Source organism: Streptomyces sp. SID1328 (assembly GCF_009865595.1).
In the GTDB taxonomy this organism is placed as follows: domain Bacteria; phylum Actinomycetota; class Actinomycetes; order Streptomycetales; family Streptomycetaceae; genus Streptomyces; species Streptomyces griseoluteus.
Window position 1 is genome coordinate 1 of sequence record NZ_WWKH01000660.1, and the last position, 18,615, is coordinate 18,615.

General features: G+C 70.7%; 16 protein-coding genes. 5 read left to right on the forward strand and 11 right to left on the reverse strand.

All coding sequences use genetic code 11. The features are described from left to right. Positions 1-39: 39 nt before the first annotated feature. Both GT030_RS21150 and GT030_RS21155 read left to right on the forward strand, forming a co-directional pair. Positions 40-648, forward strand: coding sequence for a hypothetical protein (locus tag GT030_RS21150; protein ID WP_161202442.1), 609 nt, complete (start codon positions 40-42; stop codon positions 646-648). 143 nt (positions 649-791) lie between these two features. Continuing rightward, positions 792-2,207, forward strand: coding sequence for a sugar porter family MFS transporter (locus GT030_RS21155; RefSeq protein WP_161202443.1), 1,416 nt, complete (start codon positions 792-794; stop codon positions 2,205-2,207). Positions 2,208-2,216: 9 nt separating this feature from the next. Here the strand turns inward: GT030_RS21155 and GT030_RS21160 are convergent, their stop codons facing one another. Beyond that, a complete protein-coding gene (locus tag GT030_RS21160; protein ID WP_161202444.1) occupies positions 2,217-2,642 on the reverse strand; it encodes an ATP-binding protein in 426 nt (141 codons plus the stop codon). Between the two features lie 109 nt (positions 2,643-2,751). Between GT030_RS21160 and GT030_RS21165 the strand changes: the two genes are divergently transcribed. Further along, positions 2,752-3,453, forward strand: coding sequence for an SDR family oxidoreductase (locus GT030_RS21165; RefSeq protein WP_161202445.1), 702 nt, complete (start codon positions 2,752-2,754; stop codon positions 3,451-3,453). A gap of 70 nt (positions 3,454-3,523) precedes the next feature. Here GT030_RS21165 and GT030_RS21170 read toward each other — a convergent pair whose 3' ends face one another. The 7 genes from GT030_RS21170 to GT030_RS21200 all read right to left on the reverse strand — a co-directional run bounded on the left by GT030_RS21170 (position 3,524) and on the right by GT030_RS21200 (position 13,437). Continuing rightward, complete coding sequence (locus GT030_RS21170; RefSeq protein WP_161202446.1) at positions 3,524-3,907, reverse strand: DUF3618 domain-containing protein; 384 nt, start codon at positions 3,905-3,907, stop codon at positions 3,524-3,526. Further along, a complete protein-coding gene (locus tag GT030_RS21175) occupies positions 3,904-4,320 on the reverse strand; it encodes a phage holin family protein (protein ID WP_161202447.1) in 417 nt (138 codons plus the stop codon). The genes GT030_RS21170 and GT030_RS21175 overlap by 4 nt, the downstream gene beginning before the upstream one ends. A 130-nt stretch (positions 4,321-4,450) precedes the next feature. Then, entirely contained in the window at positions 4,451-5,476 is a 1,026-nt protein-coding gene (gene sbnA, locus GT030_RS21180) for a 2,3-diaminopropionate biosynthesis protein SbnA (RefSeq protein WP_161202448.1), read from the reverse strand. Between the two features lie 35 nt (positions 5,477-5,511). Beyond that, complete coding sequence (sbnB, locus tag GT030_RS21185) at positions 5,512-6,579, reverse strand: 2,3-diaminopropionate biosynthesis protein SbnB (protein WP_161202449.1); 1,068 nt, start codon at positions 6,577-6,579, stop codon at positions 5,512-5,514. Then, positions 6,576-7,580, reverse strand: coding sequence for a TauD/TfdA family dioxygenase (locus tag GT030_RS21190; protein WP_161202450.1), 1,005 nt, complete (start codon positions 7,578-7,580; stop codon positions 6,576-6,578). The genes sbnB and GT030_RS21190 overlap by 4 nt, the downstream gene beginning before the upstream one ends. 47 nt (positions 7,581-7,627) lie before the next feature. Then, positions 7,628-10,852, reverse strand: a complete 3,225-nt coding sequence (locus GT030_RS21195) for an amino acid adenylation domain-containing protein (RefSeq protein WP_161202451.1) — start codon at positions 10,850-10,852, stop codon at positions 7,628-7,630. Between the two features lie 11 nt (positions 10,853-10,863). Continuing rightward, a complete protein-coding gene (locus GT030_RS21200; RefSeq protein ID WP_161202452.1) occupies positions 10,864-13,437 on the reverse strand; it encodes a Pls/PosA family non-ribosomal peptide synthetase in 2,574 nt (857 codons plus the stop codon). Positions 13,438-13,761: 324 nt separating this feature from the next. On the opposite strand from GT030_RS21200, the gene GT030_RS21205 reads away from it, so the two are divergent. Then, a complete protein-coding gene (locus GT030_RS21205) occupies positions 13,762-14,721 on the forward strand; it encodes a Dyp-type peroxidase (RefSeq protein ID WP_161202453.1) in 960 nt (319 codons plus the stop codon). An 89-nt stretch (positions 14,722-14,810) separates the two neighbouring features. Further along, the gene (locus GT030_RS21210; protein WP_161202454.1) at positions 14,811-15,203 is read left to right on the forward strand and encodes a VOC family protein; all 393 of its coding nucleotides are present in this window, start codon (positions 14,811-14,813) and stop codon (positions 15,201-15,203) included. Between the two features lie 63 nt (positions 15,204-15,266). Here the strand turns inward: GT030_RS21210 and GT030_RS21215 are convergent, their stop codons facing one another. The 3 genes from GT030_RS21215 to GT030_RS21225 form a co-directional block, all read right to left on the reverse strand. Next, entirely contained in the window at positions 15,267-15,572 is a 306-nt protein-coding gene (locus tag GT030_RS21215) for a DUF4235 domain-containing protein (RefSeq protein WP_031183373.1), read from the reverse strand. Positions 15,573-15,600: 28 nt separating this feature from the next. Then, positions 15,601-16,617 (reverse strand): glutathione S-transferase C-terminal domain-containing protein, encoded by a 1,017-nt coding sequence (locus GT030_RS21220; protein ID WP_161202455.1) that lies wholly within the window; start codon positions 16,615-16,617, stop codon positions 15,601-15,603. A 107-nt stretch (positions 16,618-16,724) separates the two neighbouring features. After that, positions 16,725-18,452: an ATP-binding cassette domain-containing protein gene (locus GT030_RS21225; protein ID WP_237522724.1), complete on the reverse strand. Its 1,728-nt coding sequence runs from the start codon at positions 18,450-18,452 to the stop codon at positions 16,725-16,727. Positions 18,453-18,615 lie beyond the last annotated feature (163 nt).

Here is an 18,615-nt window from a genome sequence, read left to right on the forward strand (position 1 = left end):
GAGACTGTCCCTTCGGATCAAGGGGAGGGGCTGTCGAGCATGAAACGTGGCTTTCGAGGACTGGTGACGGTCGCCGTCGTGCTGGCCGGGGGCGGCTGCGCGGCCGATGCACTGCCGGCGCGTCCCGCCGGCGCCCGAGTCGCGCCGTCCGAGCGGGCCTGCCCGCACGGAACCTTCCGGTGGGGCAAGGTCGTGAAGAGGGAGGTGCTGGCCGGGGTATCGGACGCCCGGCGCTTCGATGTACGGCACGGGGCCACCATCCACGCGACCTTCGAGGCGGCTCCCCTCCGCTCCCTCCACGCGGGCGTCACACCGGCCGAGGACACGCAGGACCAGCGTGCCGCCATCGCAGCGCTGGAGAGGAAGACCGGCGTCGAACTGGCTGACGCGGGAGAGGACTTCAGGCTTGGTGCGGACAGAGTGCAGGAGGTGTGGTTCAAGAAGTCGGCGGGCGTCCTGTTCTACGCCGTCGGCGTCACCACCTATGAGGCGTCCTTCGCGCACTACTGCGTGCCGGCGGACACGACACCGACACGCGGCACCGTGGCCACGTGGTCACCGGTGACGTACGGCGATCTCGTCAAGTGCGGGATCGACGAGAAGCTGGAACCGTCGAGCATCGAGGCCGAGAGGCTCGTGTGCCGCTGACCAGATCGTTCCGGGTGGCACGGCACGGCCGGTCGGCGCGCTCAGCCGATTCTCCGCGTTGAAGCGAGCCGTCCCGGTTGTGGGACCCCCTCCGACGTACGGTTTTGGCCGGCGGAAACGGCCGAAACCGCCCTGGAGGAACGATGACGCAAGCTGCGGGTCAGGCGCCCCGGACCACCAAGGGGCTGAACGGGTACATGCTGATGGCGGCCGTGGTGTCCGCGATCAGCGGGCTGCTGTACGGCTACGACACCGGCATCATCTCCGGCGCGCTGCTCCAGATCTCCGAGGAGTTCCACATCGGGAACACGATGAAGGAGACCATCGCCGCCGGAATCCTGCTGGGCGCCGTCATCGGCTCGCTGAGCTGCAGCCTGCTGTGCGAGCGCTTCGGGCGGCACCGCACCATCCTGCTGATCTGCTGCGTGTTCATCGCGGGCAGCCTGACCTGCGCGGTCGCTCCCAACGCCGTGGGCCTGGCCCTCGCCCGCGTGCTGCTGGGCTTCGCGGTCGGCGGCGCCACCCAGACCGTGCCGATGTACGTGGCCGAGCTGGCGCCCAGGACGATCCGCGGCCGCCTGGTGCTCTGCTTCCAGCTCGCCATCGGCGTCGGCATCGTCATCGCCACGATCGTCGGAGCGAGCGAGGCCGTGTCCTGGCGGGTGGCGATCGGCGCGGCCGCCGCCCCCGCACTGCTGATGCTGCTGGGCCAGTTGCGGCTCCCCGAGAGTCCCCGCTGGCTGATCCTCCGCAAGGGCGACGTCGACGAGGCGGAGAAGGTCCTGAAGCGGGTACGCCCCGCGGGCTACGACGTCGACTCCGAGTTGGCCGAGATCAGCGCCCTGGCCCGCCGTCAGCAGCGCACCGACCGGAACCACCAGGGCTGGCGCGGACTGCGGCAGAAGTGGGTGCGTCCGGCGCTGGTCGTCGGCTGCGGCATCGCCGTCTTCACCCAGCTCTCCGGCATCGAGATGATCATCTACTACGCGCCGACCATCCTCACCGACAACGGCTTCGATCGCTCCTCGGCGCTCCGGGTCAGCGTGGCGCTCGGAGTGGTCTACCTGGTGATGATGATCGTCGGCCTGTGGATCGTCGACAAGGTCGGCCGCCGCAGGCTCACCCTGATCATGGTGCCCGGCGCCGCCCTGAGCCTGTTCGTGCTGGGCGGCTTCTACATCACCGGCCACGGCACTCGCGCCTACGTCCCGGCCATCGTCGCCTGCCTGCTGACCTTCATGTTCTTCAACGCGGGCGGCCTCCAGCTCATGGGCTGGCTGACCGGCTCCGAGATCTACCCGCTGACCGTGCGGGCCGCCGCCACCAGCGTCCAGTCGGCCACCCTGTGGAGCACCAACCTCCTGATCACCCTCACCCTGCTCAGCATGATCAGCGCCTTCGGGGTGGGCCAGGTGTTCTGGATCTACGCCCTCTTCAACGTCGCCGCCTGGCTGTTCGTCCGGCGGAAGATGCCGGAACTCACCGGGCACAGCCTGGAGGACATCGAACAGCACCTGAAGAACCACGAGTTCCGGCCCGAGGACTTCGCCCGCTCCTGACCGGCACCCTCACCGCGCGGGCCGGAAGCAGGCCGTGACCTCCTTGCCGCGCGGGCACGGGTAGGCGCCCCAGCTGTCGGCCAGCGCGTCCACCAGCAGCATGCCCCGCCCGCCGGTCGCCCCCGTGGTCGGCCTGCGCTGTTCCGGCAGCTGCGGCGAGGCGTCGTGCACGGTGACATGCAGGCACTCGCTGTCCCAGGTGAGCACGAGCTGCGCGGTGGCCCGGGCGTGCACATGGGCGTTGGTGACCAGCTCGGACACGGTCAGCAGCACCGCGTCCACCGTGTCCGGCGCGCTCCGCGCCCAGCCCAGGCTCTCCAGATGGCCGCGCGTCCAGTCCCGCGCCGCCTTCACGCCACTGCTGACCGGCAGCGACCGCGCCCACCCCACGGCGCGCAGGGAGGACTCGCTCAAGGAAGATTCATCGACGCTCATGACACCCGCCTTCCCCACGATCGCCGCGGCACCCCGCCGAAAGCCTTGACTTCGCGAGCACTCCAAGTGATGAGCTCCTCGTTGTCCACGAACACCGAGGGGGATGAACATGAACGACTCACCGGTCGCGCTCATCACAGGCGGCGGCAGCGGCATCGGCGCGGCCGTGGCGCGGCAGTTGCTGGAAGCCGGCACCCGGGTCACCGTCACCGGACGCGGCAAGGACCGGCTGAGGGAGTTCGCCGAGAGCGTCGGCGACCCCGGCGAGCTGCTCATCGTCCCGGGCAGCGCGTCGTCCTACGAGGACGTCCGGGACGCGGTGGACCGCACCGTCGAGCGGTACGGGCGGCTGGACACCGTCATCGCCAACGCCGGTGTCGCCACCCACGACTCCGTCGCCGAGGGCGACCCGGCGGGGTGGAGCGAGATGGTGCTGACGAACGTCCTCGGCCCGGCTCTGCTCATCCGCGCCGCCGTCGACGCGCTCAAGGAGACCCGCGGCCGGATCGTCCTCATCGGAAGCGTCGCCGGGTTCGTGCATACGCCCGGCAACCTCTACGGGGCGACCAAGTGGGCGGTCACCGGGCTCGCCGAGAACACCCGGCGCCAGGTCACCGAGTACGGCATCGGCGTCACCCTGGTCGCGCCCGGCCGGGTGGAGACCCCGTTCTGGGACGGCTACGGCAGCCTGCCGCCGGGGCATCTGCTGACCGCCGGCCAGATCGCCGACTCGGTGGTCTGGGCGATCCAGCAGCCGGCCGGGGTCGACGTCAACACCGTCGTCGTACGTCCGGTCGGACAGCCCAACTGAGCCGACGCGACGGGCTCCGGCCGAGCGAACTTCCGCTCGGCCGGAGCCCGTTCGGTACGGAGCACGCGCGCTAGCGGCGCTTGCGGCGGCTCAGCAGGGTCAGCGCCACCACCGCGACCGCGCCGGCGACCAGCAGCTTGCGCTTGTCGCGGACCTGCTCGGGCGCCCGCTCCTGCCAGAGCTGCTCGGCCTGACCGGCCTTGGCCCGGACCTGGGTCGCCGCGACGGCGGCCTTCTCCTTGACCGGGTCCGGCACCTTCTCCGCCAGCCTCTGCGCGGTCTCGGCGGTCTGCACCTTGAGCGCGGCCGCCTTCTCCTGGGCACGAGCCTTGACGTCGGCCTTGTCGGTGAGGGCCTCCACGGTCTCCCCGAGCTCATGGCGGGTCCGCTCGACCTGCTCCCGAAGCTCCTCGGGGCTCGCGGAGGAGGACTCCTCGAACGGCTGCTGTGTCATCGCTTGGCACTCTCCTTGATCTCGGCCACATCGGCCTTCACACTGTCGATGGTCTGTTCCGGAGCGGGCGGGGCGGCCTGGCCGATCTCCTTCTTCCCGGTCAGGGCGAGCACCGCTGTGACCGCGCCGAGGACGCCGGTGACGATGAGAGCCGCGGCCCACACCGGAAGAGGTACGGCCAGACCGGCGATCGCCGTGGCCACCAGGGCCTGGAGCGTGAGGAAACCGACCAGGCCGGCGCCTCCGAAGAGTCCGCCGCCCTTGCCGTAGAGCTTGCCCTTCTCCTTCATCTCCGCCTGAGCCAGCCGGAGTTCACCGCGCACCAGCTCGGTGAGCTGCTGCGAGGCGCGTTGCACCAATTCGCCGACCGGCTCCTCACGGGCCACCGTCTGTTCACGGTCGGGTTCGAACATGACCATCACCCCTCCTGCGTATCCGCAAATCCGGATGCCCCGGTTACGCCAAGAGACGCCTGCCAGGGCCCTGTTGCACAGGGCCCTCACACAGGCGGCACCGAGATGGACGTGGCAGGCGGGGAACGTGTTACGGCTGTGGCCAGCGGTCCGCCTCGCGGGTGGCCGGCTCGTCCGTTTCGAAGGGGCTGGCGGCCCGGCTGGAGTCGAGGATCTCGTCGCCGAACAGGTCCTGCAGCCAGTTGGCCTGGTAGACGGTGTCGAGGTAGCGCTCGCCCAGGTCCGGCGCGATGGCCACCGCCGTCATGTCACGGGTGTCGTGGCGGGCCAGCCAGTGCGCCGCGCCGCTCACCACCGTGCCGGTGGACCCGCCGAAGAGAAAGCCACGCCGGGCCATCTGATGGCAGGCCCGGATGGTGTCCGCCTCCTCCACCCGGATCACCTCGTTGACGTAGGACTCGTCCAGCAGCGGCGGCCGCATGCTCATCCCGAGGCCGGGGATCATCCGGCGGCCGGGCTCCCCGCCGAAGGCGACCGAGCCCACGCTGTCCACCGCGACGATGCGCACCGGGCGGTGCCACTGCCGGAAGTACCGGGCGCATCCCATCAGCGTCCCGGCGGTGCCCGTCCCGACGAACAGCACGTCCAGGCGCGGGAATTGCCGCGCGATCTGCGGCGCGGTCGTGCGGTAGTGCGCCTGCCAGTTGCCGGGGTTGGTGTACTGGCTGAGCCATACGTACCGGTCGTCGGAGGCGCACAGTGAGCGTACGTACTCGATCCGCGTGCCCAGGAACCCGCCGTTCTCGTCCAGGTCGGCCACGATGTGCACCTTGCTGCCGAGGGACTCCATCAGCAGCCGGGTGGACAGATTGCAGCGCGAGTCCGTGACGCACAGGAACTTGTAGCCCTTGCTCGCGGCGATCATGCTGAGCGCCACGCCGAGGTTCCCGGACGAGGATTCGACGATGACGGAGTCCGGCTTGAGGATGCCCTCCCGCTCGGCGCTCTCCACCATCTCGTTCGCGGCCTTCAGCTTGATGGAGCCGGCGAAGTTGAAACCCTCGCACTTCAGGTAGAGGGGACATCCGAGGATCGACTTGAGGTCGACGAAGAGATGGCCTTCGTTGAAGTCATGAGGAGCGGATATGACAGGCACGATGGGCCTCCTGGTGCCGGGGAAGGGCAGCGCTCTCAGCCGTACCGGCGCAGGTCGTGGAAGAAGTTGTCGATGAGGCCGAGGTTCCCCGCGGCGGCCGTCTCGTCGTAGACGTACTTGCCGACGGCGAGGTCGAGGACGCCGAGCCCGAAGGGCGAGAACACGATCGGCCGGTCGGGCGGCGGCGCGGCCCGGCCGAGCATCACGTCGTTCAGCGTGCCGTTGAGGAAGTCCCGGTTGCCGGTGCGCTGTTCGACCAGGTGCGGGGAGGTGTCGGCCTTCAGGCAGTGCTCGACGTCGTCCACGAAGTTGGCCGACGCCAGGAGGACTTCGGGGGCGAGGTCGCGCAACGAGACGTGCAGGACAACGGGGTTGTGGGAGAACAGCGAGGCGTCGGTGACGTGCGGCTGTCCGGCGACGGTGGCGAAGACCACCAGGTCGCTGGAGCGGATCAGGTCCGCCGCGCTGTCGTGGACCGTGACGTCGGCGCCCGTCCCGGTCTGCCGCAGGTAGTCGCAGAACCCGGCGGCGCTGTCGGCGGCCAGGTCGTGCACCCCGACCGCCTCGAACTCCCAGCCCGTGCCGGCCAGGAAGGTGTGGATGTAGCGGGCGATCAGACCGGTGCCGAAGAACCCGACGCGGGTCGGACGCGGCCGGTTGCGGCTGAACCAGTCGGCGGCCAGCGCGGCGGACGCGGCCGTCCGGGTCGCGCTGATGATGGAACTCTCCAGACACGCGAACGGATAGCCCGTCGTGGGGTCGTTGAGGATCAGCACCGCCGAGGCGCGGGGGAGCCCCGACCGGACGTTGTCCGGGAAGCTGGAGATCCACTTCATGCCGTCCACGCCCACGGACCCGCCGACCGAGGCCGGCAGCGCGATGATCCGCGAGCTGGGCCGGTCGGGGAAGCGCAGGAAGTAGGACGGCGGGTTCACCGAGTCCCCGGCCCCGTGCAGCCGGTAGGTGGCCTCGACCAGGTCCGTGATCTCCCGCTCGCGCCCGGCGAGCGCCTTCTGCACCTGCTCACCGGAGATCACGGCGAACGTCGGCGAGGCCGGGCCGGGGTGGGCCGGCTGCGCGGTGGTGGGCAACAGGTCGGTCATCGCTCGCTCGCCTCCGGGTTCGTGGCACCGGCGTCCAGTCGGCGCGGGTCGGCCATGCCGACCAGCACCTGCCTGTCCCCGGTGTAGGGCTCCCTGCTGTGCGCGGTGCGCACGTTGTCGACGAGGAGCAGATCGCCGGCCTGCCACGGCTCGCGCCGGGTGTGCTTCTCGTACGTCGCGTTGAGCAGCTCGACGACGTCCTCGCTGATCGGGCTGCCGTCCCCGTAGCGGGTGTTGAACGGCAGCCCGTCCGCGCCGTAGATGTCCACCAGGTACTCGCGGACCTCGGGGGCGAGCGTCCACTCGTTGAGGAACGCGATCTGGTTGAACCAGCACGCCTCGCCCGTCACCGGGTGCCGGACCACGGCCGGGCGCCGCTGCGTGGTGCGCAGCGAACCGTCCGGCTGCCAGACGAAGTCGATGCCGTTGGCCCGGCAGTAGCTCTCCACCCCGGCGCGGTCGGCGGTCCCGAACGACTCCTCCAGGGACGCCCCGATCTCGTCGTTGTAGGACCGGGTCAGCAGCCAGCCCTCCCGCTCGAAGCGCGTCCGCACCTCGGCGGGCAGCTCCCGCAGCACCTCCGCCGCGTCCGCCACCGCCGTCGCCCCGCCGTCCTCGGGCGCGGTCAGACAGGCGAACAGCATCAGACCGGGCGGCTCCTGGGTGTAGCTCAGCTCGTGGTGCATGCACATCGGCTGATTCGCCGGCCAGGTCGTGGACACGTACAGCCCCGAGCCGAAGGTCTCGCGCGGCGCGAAGGACTCCCGCTCCGTCATCAGACCGCCGGTCAGCCGGTCGAACACGGCCCGGACCTGCTCCGGGTCCCGCAGCCCCAGGCCCCGCACCAGCAGCGACCCGTGCTCGGCGACCAGGGCGCGCAGCACGTCGCGGTACCGCGCCGCCCAGCCCGGCACGTCCGGCGGGGTGTCGATACGGGCCACCGGCGGTCTGCCCGGCCGCAGCTCCACGTCGAGCGGGGCTGCCAGGGAAGAGGTCGACATGTCGGATTTCCTTTCGGTCGCCCGCCATTGGGCTGAAGGGGGGAAGGTCAGGAGGAGGCCAGCGGCTCCACGGCGGTCAGTACGGCCTTCGCCGCCTCGGTGGGGCGCAGGCGCGGGAAGTAGTGCCCGCCGTCGGGGAGTTCGTGCAGGTCGACGTGGCCGGCCAGCAGCAGCCAGTCCCGGTGGGCCCCGGTGTACCCGGCCGTGTACGGGTCGTCGGCGGCCACCACCACCGACACCGGCGCCGAGAGCCGCACCGCCGGCGGATTCTCCAGGGCCTGGGAGAAGTACCGGTGCGCGGAGAGGCAGTCGTGGCGGTAGGCGGCGCCGACGCGCTCGGCGTGCCGGGCGGTCAGTTCCGCCAGCTCGACATAACCACCTTCCTCGGCGAGCCGCGCGGCGATCTCGGCGTCACTGCGGACCGACAGCGCCTCCACGGCGGCATGCCGCTCGGCGGCCGTGCCCAGCAGCTGTGCGCCCAGGAACAGCCGCGCCACCTCCACTCCGCCCTCCTCGAGCCTGCGGGCCGTCTCCACGGCCGCCGCGGCGCCGGACGAGTGACCCCACAGCATGACCCGGGTCAGACCGCGTGCGGTGATCTCCGCCGCGACCCGCTCCGCCACCTCGGCGACCGATCCGAACGGCTCCTGCCGCCCGGCCAGGTCGTGCCCCGGCAGCTCCACCGCGAGCACGTGCATCCCGCTGCCCGCCAGCGCGCTCGCCATCGGCTGGAAATTGACCGCGTTGCCGCCCGCGTACGGGAAGCACACCAGCGCGCACTCCGGCGTTCCGTCGGACGCCGCCAGCGGCTGGAGCAGCTCCCCGTCCGGCCCGGCCGCACCGTCCAGCAGGGCGGCCAGGTCGGCGAGGACCGGGTTGCGGGTGATGTCCTTCAGGGACACCGCGCGGTCCAGCGCGATCGTCAGCTTCACCGCCGTCAGGGAGGTGCCGCCGGAGTCGAAGAAGTGGTCCGTACGGCTGATCCGTTCCTCGGCGATGCCGAGCAGTCCGGCCCAGGCGGCCACGAGCCTGCGCTCGGCCGGGGTGCGCGGCGCACGGTCCTGGGCGTCGGCTCGCGCGGCCGGCGTGCTCTGCTCGGCCAGCCGGGTGAGCGTCTTGCGGTCGATCTTGCCGTTGGCCGTCAGCGGGAGGGCCGACTGCCAATGGAAGGCCGCGGGGACCATGTAGGCGGGCAGCCCCGCGCCCAGCGCGTCCCGCAGCTCGTCCACGGACAGCTCGCGCCCCGCGTAGAACGCGACCAACTGCTTGCCCTGCCCGGCCCGCTCGGCCACGACCACCGCGCCGTCCCGCACCCCCGGCACCCGCAGCAGCGCGTTCTCGATCTCGCCGATCTCGATGCGGAAGCCCCGGATCTTGACCTGGTTGTCCCGGCGCCCCAGGAACTCCAGCCTGCCGCCGGGATGCCAGCGCCCCCAGTCACCGCCCAGGTAGAGCCGCTCACCCGGGCGGTACGGGTCCTCCCGGTACGCCTCACGGGTGCGCTCGGGATCGTTGACGTAGCCCCGGCCCACGCAGACACCGGAGAAGGCGATCAGGCCCGGCGCGCCCAGCGGCACGAGCTCCAGCCGCTCGTCCACGACCAGGACGCGGACGTTGTTCACCGCGCGCCCCAGCAGGACGCGGTCGCACGGCCCGTCGATGATCTCGTGGTTGGTGTCGTCGGACGTCTCCGTCAGGCCGTAGGCGTTGACCAGCTTGATGCCCGGCTGCACGGCGAACCAGCGCTGCACCAGCTCCGGTTTGAGCGCCTCGCCGGTCACGGACACGAAGCGCAGGTCCGGGAAGCCGCGCGGGTGCCGCTCCAGGTAGGAGACCAGGACCTCCAGATAGGAGGGCACGAGCTGGGTGACCTGGACCCGGTTGTTCACGAGCGTGTCGGCGAACCGCTCCACGTCCATGAGCACGTCCTGCTCCACCAGCAGCGTGCGCCCGCCCACCAGCAGGGCCGAGACGAGCTGCCACAGCGAGATGTCGAAGCACTGGGGCGCCGTCTGCGCCACCACCCCGCCCTCGCCCACACCCAGGTCGTCGATCTTGGCGAAGAGATGGTTGAGCATCCCCGCGTGCTCGCACATCGCGCCCTTCGGCTCGCCCGTGGAGCCGGAGGTGAAGTAGATGTAGGCCAGTTGACCGGGCTCCACCGCCACACCGAGGTCGTCCTCGGCGTGCCCCTCCGCGTACGCGTCACCGACGAGCAGCCGCTCGGCGCCGGGCACGTCGGCCAGTGCCTCGTCGAGCGTGCCCGTGCTGCCCGACTCGGTCAGTACCAGCCGGCACCCGGCCCGCGAGAGGGTCGCCGCGATACGGCCCGGCGGGAAGTGCGGTTCGATCGGCAGATAGGCGCCGCCCGCCTTGAACACGGCCAGCGTGGCGGCCAGCCAGTCGAGGTTCCGCTCGGTGACCACGGCCACCACGTCCTCCCGGCCCAGCCCGCGCGCCACCAGCGCCCGCGCCAGCCGGTTGGCCCGGCGGTTCAGTTCCCCGTACGTCCACCGCCGGTCCCCGTGCACCGCCGCGACGGCGTCCGGGTGCCGGCGTACGCGCCGCTCGAACAGTTCGTGGGCCCGCGCGTCCGGCAGCTCCCGCTCCGGGCCGGCCAGACCCGCCAACTGCTCGTGCCGCTCCTCGGTCGACAGCAGGCTCTGGCGCGTGTGCTCGGCGTCCGGGTCGGCCGCCATCAGCTCCAGCGCCCGCAGGTGGTACCCGGCGACTCGGCCGGCGCTCCGGGCGTCCAGGACGTCCGTGCGGTACCGGAGGACCAGGCGCCCCTCGGCCTCGGACCAGTGCACGTGCAGGACATGGCCGCCGGAGAGGCGGCTGTTCTCGGGGCCGCACGTCACCTCGAACGCCGGTTCCGTCAGGCCCAGTTCGCGGCGCAGGCCCGCCACGGCGAAGTCCCGGTGCGCCAGCACCTCCGACTCCGCGCGGTGGGCCGCCCGGGTGAGCGAGCGCCAGGTGCCGGGGGAGACGGTGAGACGGCACGGCAGCGGCTCGGCGTCGGCGGCGTACCCCGTCACCACGTCCTGCTCGCCGGTCAGGGCGGAGAGCACCTTGGCGTGGGCCGCCAGCAACAGCGCGCCCGCGGGCACGTCCAGCCGTCGGGCCAGGTCGCCCAGGGACTCGGGCAAGGGCACCCCGTACTCGGCCGCACCGGGGACCGGCGCCTCCGCCCAGCGCGGTACCGCGGTGAATCCGCCGGCGGTCAGCACGCCGCTCCAGAACTCCCGGTCCGCCTGCACACGCGTTCCCATCGGATGCTCCCTCAATTCACGGACGCCGCGGCGGCGCTGTCGACGGACGGTGGGGTCCTGCGGCCGGAACCGGCGGGCAGCACCGCTGCCTCCGGCATCTCCACGGCGGGGTTGCCGCCCCAGCGCGCGTGCGCGGGGACCTCCTCGCCCTTCATGAGGAAGGAGTCGGGCGCCAGCCGCACGCCGTCGCCCATGGTCACGCCGTAGTGCACGTGCGAGCCGACGCCCAGGGTGCAGCCCGCGCCGAGCGTGCTGATGTCGGACTTGAACGTGCCGTCCTCCTGCGAGTGGCACTGGACCTTGCTGCCGGCGTTCAGGGTGCAGTCGTCGCCGATCACGGCGAGCGTGCGATCCGTCATGTAGCAGCCGTCGTCGAACACCCTGCGGCCGACGCGGGCACCCGTCAGGCGCCAGACGAGGGCCTTGAAGGGGGTGCCGTTGTAGATGTTCAGATGCCGGTCGGGCACCTTCCACAGGCGCTCCTGGGCCCAGAAGGCCGGGTCGTAGATGGAGCACAGCATGGGGCGGAGCGGGCGGAAGCGGGTGAGGCAGCGCTCCAGCAGCACGTAGTAGAGCGTGGTGACGACCAGCGTCAGCGCCATGTAGGTGGCGATCACCACGTGCCCGAGCACGCCGTACAGCTCCGCCGAGGCGAGGCCCAGCAGAGTGAGCCCGAGGACGTGCAGCCAGCGCACGAACAGCATGAAGGTCATCGAGCGCAGGTTGTAGCGATTCTTCGCGGCGAGGCTCCGGCGCAGCGCGTCACCGGACCTGAACTTGTCGAACCGGCTGTCGCGCTCCACCGACCTCGGGATCTCGAAGCACGGCGAACCGAGGAGCCCGACGCCCTCGCGGACCTCCCCGTCGAGCGGCACCATCACCTTCGTCGCCAGCAGGCAGTTCTCCCCGGTCCGGCCGCCGATCGGATAGGCGATGTTGTTGCCGAGGAAGTTGTGCGCCCCGATCGTCGCGCGCGACACCCGGAACGACGTGGCCGAGTAGTCCGCGTTGATGACGGAGAGCCCGTCGGCCACCATCGTGCCGCTGCCCACCGTGACCAGCAGCGGGTTCTCGTGCTGCATCTCGGTGCCGAAGTTCGACCCGGTCTGCTCCACGTGCGAGAGGTCGTACCCGATGCCGCGCAGGTAGTGCACGATGTACGAGCTGTCCCCGAAGAGCCAGGCGAAGAACCTGATGTTCGTCATCCGCGCGGTCGCCCGGTGCACCGCGTACCGGAACCCGTAGAGCGGGAACACCCGGTCCGGCGGCACCACCAGGTGCAGCAGGCGCGGCAGGGTGCACAGCAGGACAAGGCCCAGGACGGCGAAGCCGACGAACAGCACCAGGGAGAGCACGACCGCGTCGGTCACCAACTCGCCCAGGGGGAGCGCCGTCCGGGGGTCGAGCCGGCGGCGGACCGCCGGTACCGCGTCGAACAGCATGTACAGGCCGCCCACCCCGAGCGGGATGTAGAGCAGGAACAACTGGAGCAGCGAGGCCAGTGCGAACCAGGCCCGGCGGGCGGTGCCGCAGCGGGCGGGCGCGACCCTCAGGTAGTCGACGTCGGTGGTCTGCGCGGGGGAGCCGTGCTGGTGTTCGCCGGCCGGGACGGACTGGCCGCGGTGCAGCGACGAGGAGTGCCCGAGCTGGGCGCCGTCGCCCATCGAGGTGTCGATGTCCAGGACGGTCTTCTCCCCGATGTACACGTCCCGGCCGATGCTGATCCGGCCGGTCTGGATGTACCCGGCGTGCGCCCGGTAGCCGAGGAAGAACGAGTCCTTGCGGATGACCGTGCCGGAGCCGATCGTCAGCAGGTCCGTGCAGACCGGTACCGAGTGGGAGAGGATCGTGACGCCCTTGCCGATCCGGGCGCCCAGGGCCCGCAGGTAGAACACGTACAGCGGGTTCCCGATGAACACGATCATCGGGTTGGCGTGCAGCAGGGCCTTGACGACCCAGAAGCGCAGGTAGGCGAGGCCCCAGACCGGGAACTCACCGGGTTTCCAGCGCCCGATGAGCACCCACTTGGTGACGACCGGGAACGCGCACAGGGCCACGAATCCGACTCCGCCGAAGACCAGGGACCGCAGGTAAACGTCCCACACGCCCGAACTGGTGGCCACCCATTCGTAACCGCCGGCGGTGGCGAATCCGGCGACCAGTGAGTATCCCAGGAAGATCAGCAATTGGGCCGTGCCGCAGAGGGTGTGGGAAAGCCCGCTCGCCCGCCGCACCGGCTCGGGAGGCATCACCAGAGAGGTGGGAGCGGGGGCGACCGGGGTCTCCGTGAGCCCCTCCGCCAGGGCGTGGATCGTCGGATAGCGGTAGATGTCCTTCATGGACGGGGAGGGCAGATCCTCCCGCTTCCGGACCCGTGCGCAGAATTGCGCCATGACCAGGGAATTCGCACCGAGACTCTCGAAGAAGTGCGCATCGGCCGGAACGTTCTCCACGCCCATGAGGTCGGCCAGCACATCCGCCAGCCGTGTTTCGGTCTCGCTCACCGCCGGGGTGCCAACGCGCCGCCCCACGAGGGTTTCGTCGTCCATTCCTTCTATATGGACGTCCGAGGACTGTTCCACCATGTGATCTCCTGCGAGAACGTTTGGATAGCTTGCTCGGCCACGTGCTCTTCTCTGATCACGAACTGCTGATTCAGTTTCGGCCCGGCGCGGTGAGGCTGCCACTTCGAATCGATCAACCGGTGGACCGGAAAGCCCCGGCAGGCCCGTGATCTCTGGGCAGCCGCAGGTGTCCGGGCCATATGGGATCACCTGTTTGGCGGACCTTTTCGGCACCGCCGCCGGTGGCGGACCGCCCTTCGGTGTCGGATGCTGGACGGGCCGGATTCAGCCTGCCACGCACCGCCCTGCCCGCTCGCCCCCGCGGGCCGCCCACCGGGAGAGGCCATGGATCACAGCGCCGTCGCCAAGCGGGACCTGGAGACCGAGCCGCAGTACATCGACGCGCCGATGACCGCCGCGGCCGCCTTCCTGGTGCTGACCATCAACAGCGGCGACGAGGCCATGGACACGGCACGGTCGGTGGTGGCGAGCATCGAGGACCTGCTCAAGGACATCAAGATCCAGGTGAACACCGGGATCTTCACCTGTAATCTCGGTATCTCGCACCACGCCTGGGAAGCGCTGACGCGGAAACCGCTGCCCAAGGAACTCAGGCCTTTCCCGGAGATCCGGGGCGCCCAGCACACGGCGGTGGCCACCGAAGGTGATCTCCTTTATCACATCCGCGCCGATTCGGTGGATCTCGTCGTGGAATTCGAGAAGATTCTCCTGGAGGCGTTCGGTGATTCCGTGACGGCCGTGGACGAGGTCACCGGATTCCGTTACTACAACGGCCGCGACCTCCTGGAATTCGTGGACGGCACCGCCAATCCGATCGGCCTCTCCCTGCCGGCGGCCACCCTGGTGGGCGAGGAGGACCCGGCGTACGCGGGCGGCAGCTACGTCGTCGTCCAGAAGTACCTGCACGACCTCAAGGACTGGCGCGCCCAGACCACCGAGACGCAGGAACAGATCATCGGCCGTACCAAGTTCGACAACATCGAACTCCCCGACGCGACCGAGGGGCAGAAGTCGCACAAGACCCTGTGCACCATCCAGGACGCCGAGGGGGAGCACGACATCCTCCGCGACAACATGCCGTTCGCCGCCCCCGGCAAGGGCGAGTACGGCACCTACTTCATCGGCTACTCCCGGCACCTGTGGGTCACCGAGAAGATGCTGGAGCGCATGTTCATCGGGGACCCGCCGCCGCTGCACGACCGCATCCTCGACTACTCACGGGCCGTCACCGGCGTCACCTTCTTCTGCCCGCCCCGGAAGTTCCTCGTCGACCTCGCGGACTGAGCCGCCCGGAACCGGGCCGCCCGAGGAACGCCGACTGAATCGGGCCGGCCGGGACAGTCGCAGGGGGAGGCGACTTTCTGGGAGGAAGCATGACGCTGGTCAAAGCGGGCGTGGTGGTGCTCGACTGTGCCGAGCCGGAGAAACTGGCCGCGTTCTACGAGGAGTTGCTGGACGGCGAACAGACCGTCGCCTCCGCCAACCTGGTACAGATCCGTGGTGCGGACGGCTTCCGCATCGCCTTCCGCCGCGATGTCAACGCCACGCCCCCGAGCTGGCCCCGACCGGAGAACTCGCTCCAGGCGCACCTCGAGTTCATGGTGGACGACATGGACGGAGCCGAGCGGCGCATCGTCTCGCTGGGCGGCCGCCCCCTGGAGACACGGGACGCGGTGGGCCCGCACGAGGAGCGCAGCTACTCGGACCCGTCGGGACACTCCTTCACGGTGCGGCTCACTCCGCGGACGGCGCCCAAGCAGGGCTGAGCACAGACGAAGACCGGGGGTGGCGGGCATCGCACCGGCCCGCCACCCCCGGTCTTCGTGTGCTCAGTCCCGGCCGCCCTTCTCGGCCACCGGCCACACACCCGTCGACCGCTCGATGGCCTTGGCCCCCGTACGGTCCACGGCGCTGCGCACCACCGCGAAGATCGCGCCCTGCACGGCCGCCGCGAGCAGCACCTCGCCCCAGCCCCGGTCGCGGTCCAGCGCGTCGGGCGCGTCCTCCTCGTGCCGTATGGCCATCCACGCCTTGCGGAAGGCCAGTCCGGCCAGCGCGCCGCCGGCCCAGCTCATCACGAATCCGACCGGCTTGTAGGTGAGCGAGAGTTTCTTCTTCGTCTTGTTCTTCGCCATGTCACGCTTCTTCCTCGTCACGCCCTCCTCATGCAGGCAGACCTCGGGGTCCCACCCGCTCGTGCGGCGCCACGGGTCCCGGCGCGGTGCCGTCACCGAACGGCCGGCCGCCCAGCTCCTCGCGGTGGTGCGGGCTCAGCCAGCCGGCGAGGTCCGGGCCGAGCGGCACGATCCCGGTCGGATTGACACCGGAGTGGACCTGGTAGTAGTGCCGCTTGATGTGGTCGAAGTCGACCGTGTCCCCGAACCCCGGCGTCTGGAACAGGTCCCGCGCGTACGCCCACAGCACCGGGTTCTCCGTCAGCTTCCACAGATTGCACTTGAAGTGCCCGTGGTACACCGGGTCGAAGCGGACCAGCGTGGTGAACAGCCGGATGTCCGCCTCGGTGATCGTGTCCCCGACCAGATAGCGCTGCCCCGCAAGCCGCTTCGCCAGCGCCTCCAGCCGCCGGAACACCCCGGCGCACGCCTCCTCGTACTCCTCCTGGTCCGAGGCGAACCCGGCCCGGTACACCCCGTTGTTGACGTCCTCGTAGACCTCCGCCATCACCTCGTCGATCTCGTCCCGCAGATGCTCCGGGTACAGGTCCGGGGCGCCCTCGCGGTGCAGGGCCGTCCACTCGGTGGCCAGGTCGAGGGTGAGCTGCTGGTAGTCGTTGGTCACCAGCTCGCCGCTCGGCACGTCGACGATCGCGGGCACACTCACCCCGCCGGGCGCGCCCGGCTCCCGCTTCTCGTACGCCTCGGCCAGGTACCGGATGCCCAGCACCGGGTCCCGGCCGCCGGGGTCCAGGGTGAACCGCCAGCTCCGGTCGTCCTGGAGGGGGTCGGTGACCGCCATGGGCAGCGCCCGCTCCAGCCCGAGCAGCCGGCGCGAGATCACCGCCCGGCTCGCCCACGGGCAGGCCCGCGAGACCACCAGCCGGTACCGCCCGGACTCCACCGGCCAGCCGTCCCGGCCGTCGGCGGTGATCCGGTCCGCGAAATGGCTCTTGGACCGCTTGAACTTCTTGTGGCCGTAGGCGCTGTTGCCGTCGCCACCCATGTAGCCTCCTCGCCGCACGGCTCGCACCGCACGCTCTTCCCTGCCGGGCCCGTTCCGTTCCGCCTGACGCGTTCCCCCTTTTCGGCCGGGGACCCACGCCGAAGCGCTCAGCGGTCCCGGGACAGCCGCAGGAGGCCGGCGAAGGTGCCGCCCGCGTGCACGAGATCGTCGTACGTGCCCTGCTCGGTGATCCGGCCCTGGTCCATGACGACGATCCGGTCCGCGATCCGGGTGTTCTCCAGGCGGTGGGTGATGACGATGGTGATCCGGTCGGCGGAGATCGCCTTGATGTGCTCGAAGATGGCGTGCTCGCCGTGCGGGTCCATCTGGGACGTGGGCTCGTCCAGGATCAGCAGCGGCGGACGGCGGTACAGTGCGCGGGAACAGGCGAGCCGCTGCCACTGGCCCCCGGACAGCTCGGTGCCGCCGAAGATCTCGCGGGCGAGCAGCGTGTCCAGCCCGGCGGGCAGTTCCTCCACCGGCTCGCGCATGCCGACGGCCTCCACCGCGTCCCACACCGGGCCGTCGTCATGGGTGCGGGGCTGGCCGAGGGTCACGTTCTCCCGGACCCGCAGGGGCCACTGCGCGAAGATCTGCGGAACCAGACCGGTGTTGTCCCAGACGGTCGCCGGATCGGCGCTCGCGAGATCCGTGCCGTTCCACACCACCCGGCCCTTGTCCGCCAGATAGATGCCGGTGACCAGCCGGGTCAGGGTGCTCTTGCCGGAGCCGTTCACCCCCACGACCGCCAGGATCTCGCCGCGCCGCAACGTCAGGGAGACTCCCTCCACGGCGGCCCGGTCCTTGCCCGGATACCGGTAGCTGACCTCCTCAAGCCGGATCTCCTCCACCGGCGCCGCGACGGCCGCGCCACCGCGCCTCGGCGCCCGCTCGGCGGCGTGGTCGAAGAACGCCTGCATGTCGCCGAGGTAGAGGCTGGTGTGGAAGACGGCCGCGCCCTCCATGACCAGTTGGGACAGCGCGGCGAGAGTGGTCTGCACCGCGACCACGGCGGTGGCGGCGACAGCCGGTGCCACCCGGCCGGTGACGGCCAGCCACGCGAGCAGCCCCCAGGTCGCGGTGAGGAACACGCCCCCGGCGAAGGAGGAGGACAGGGCGATCCGCAGCGTCCTCGGGGCGGCGGCGAGAGTACGCCGGTCGACCCGCTCGGACAGGGCCCGGTACCAGTACAGGAGGTAGTCGGTCATGCCGTTGGCGCGGACCTCGTCGCCGTACTTCGGGGTCGTCGCCCACCAGCGGGTCATGCCCCGCACGTTGCGGTCCGCGATGTTGGCGTAGTGGATCTCGTAGTCCACCCGCGCGGTGAGGACCGCGCCGACGGCGGCTGGAGCGACAGCCAGCAGGAGCAGCGGCAGCACCAGCGGGTTCAGCACGGTGACCACCGCGCCCGCGGTGACCATCCTGATCAGGGCCGACGTGAACCGCTGCGCGTCCATCACCATGACCTGGGTACGGGTCACCCCCATCTCGGCGGCTTCCTGCCGGTCCGAGAAGCCGTCCACCGCGCAGGCGGCCGCCTCCACCCGGCAGACGGCCTCGACCAGGGTGGTGTCCGTGGCGGTCATCAGCCGGGGAGTGATCCGGCGCTCGGCATAGCGGGCCACGGCCAGCGCGGTCCGGGCCGTGGCGCTTGCGCAGGCGACGACGACCAGTGCGGGGAGGGCCGCGCGCAGCCGGTCCGTCATCGCGCCCGCCCCGAGCAGCGGGGTCATGGCCCGGGCCGTGGCGGTGAGCAGGACGGCGGCCGACACCCCGGTCGCCACCTGGCAGGCGAGCAGCAGCAGGACGGCACGGCGGTCGATCACCCACGCCATGGCCGTGATCCGCCCGAGCACACGCGGGAGCTGGGCGCACAGGCCGCGGAAGCTCGCCTCGCCCAGCGGATTGATGGAGTAGTGCCCGGAGTAGTTGATCTCAGCCGGTGCGGGTGGTGGGACGGTACGGGTGGAGGTGCTCAACTGCGCGTCTCCTCAGGTT

Excerpts from the sequence above, each read along its gene's own strand:
- GT030_RS21150 (WP_161202442.1), top strand. The coding sequence starts at position 40 with ATGAAACGTGGCTTTCGAGGACTGGTGACGGTCGCCGTCGTGCTGGCC.
- GT030_RS21155 (WP_161202443.1), top strand. The coding sequence starts at position 792 with ATGACGCAAGCTGCGGGTCAGGCGCCCCGGACCACCAAGGGGCTGAAC.
- GT030_RS21160 (WP_161202444.1), bottom strand. The coding sequence starts at position 2,642 with ATGAGCGTCGATGAATCTTCCTTGAGCGAGTCCTCCCTGCGCGCCGTG.
- GT030_RS21165 (WP_161202445.1), top strand. The coding sequence starts at position 2,752 with ATGAACGACTCACCGGTCGCGCTCATCACAGGCGGCGGCAGCGGCATC.
- GT030_RS21170 (WP_161202446.1), bottom strand. The coding sequence starts at position 3,907 with ATGACACAGCAGCCGTTCGAGGAGTCCTCCTCCGCGAGCCCCGAGGAG.
- GT030_RS21175 (WP_161202447.1), bottom strand. The coding sequence starts at position 4,320 with ATGTTCGAACCCGACCGTGAACAGACGGTGGCCCGTGAGGAGCCGGTC.
- sbnB (WP_161202449.1), bottom strand. The coding sequence starts at position 6,579 with ATGACCGACCTGTTGCCCACCACCGCGCAGCCGGCCCACCCCGGCCCG.
- GT030_RS21190 (WP_161202450.1), bottom strand. The coding sequence starts at position 7,580 with ATGTCGACCTCTTCCCTGGCAGCCCCGCTCGACGTGGAGCTGCGGCCG.
- GT030_RS21195 (WP_161202451.1), bottom strand. The coding sequence starts at position 10,852 with ATGGGAACGCGTGTGCAGGCGGACCGGGAGTTCTGGAGCGGCGTGCTG.
- GT030_RS21200 (WP_161202452.1), bottom strand. The coding sequence starts at position 13,437 with ATGGTGGAACAGTCCTCGGACGTCCATATAGAAGGAATGGACGACGAA.
- GT030_RS21205 (WP_161202453.1), top strand. The coding sequence starts at position 13,762 with ATGGATCACAGCGCCGTCGCCAAGCGGGACCTGGAGACCGAGCCGCAG.
- GT030_RS21210 (WP_161202454.1), top strand. The coding sequence starts at position 14,811 with ATGACGCTGGTCAAAGCGGGCGTGGTGGTGCTCGACTGTGCCGAGCCG.
- GT030_RS21215 (WP_031183373.1), bottom strand. The coding sequence starts at position 15,572 with ATGGCGAAGAACAAGACGAAGAAGAAACTCTCGCTCACCTACAAGCCG.
- GT030_RS21220 (WP_161202455.1), bottom strand. The coding sequence starts at position 16,617 with ATGGGTGGCGACGGCAACAGCGCCTACGGCCACAAGAAGTTCAAGCGG.
- GT030_RS21225 (WP_237522724.1), bottom strand. The coding sequence starts at position 18,452 with ATGGCGTGGGTGATCGACCGCCGTGCCGTCCTGCTGCTGCTCGCCTGC.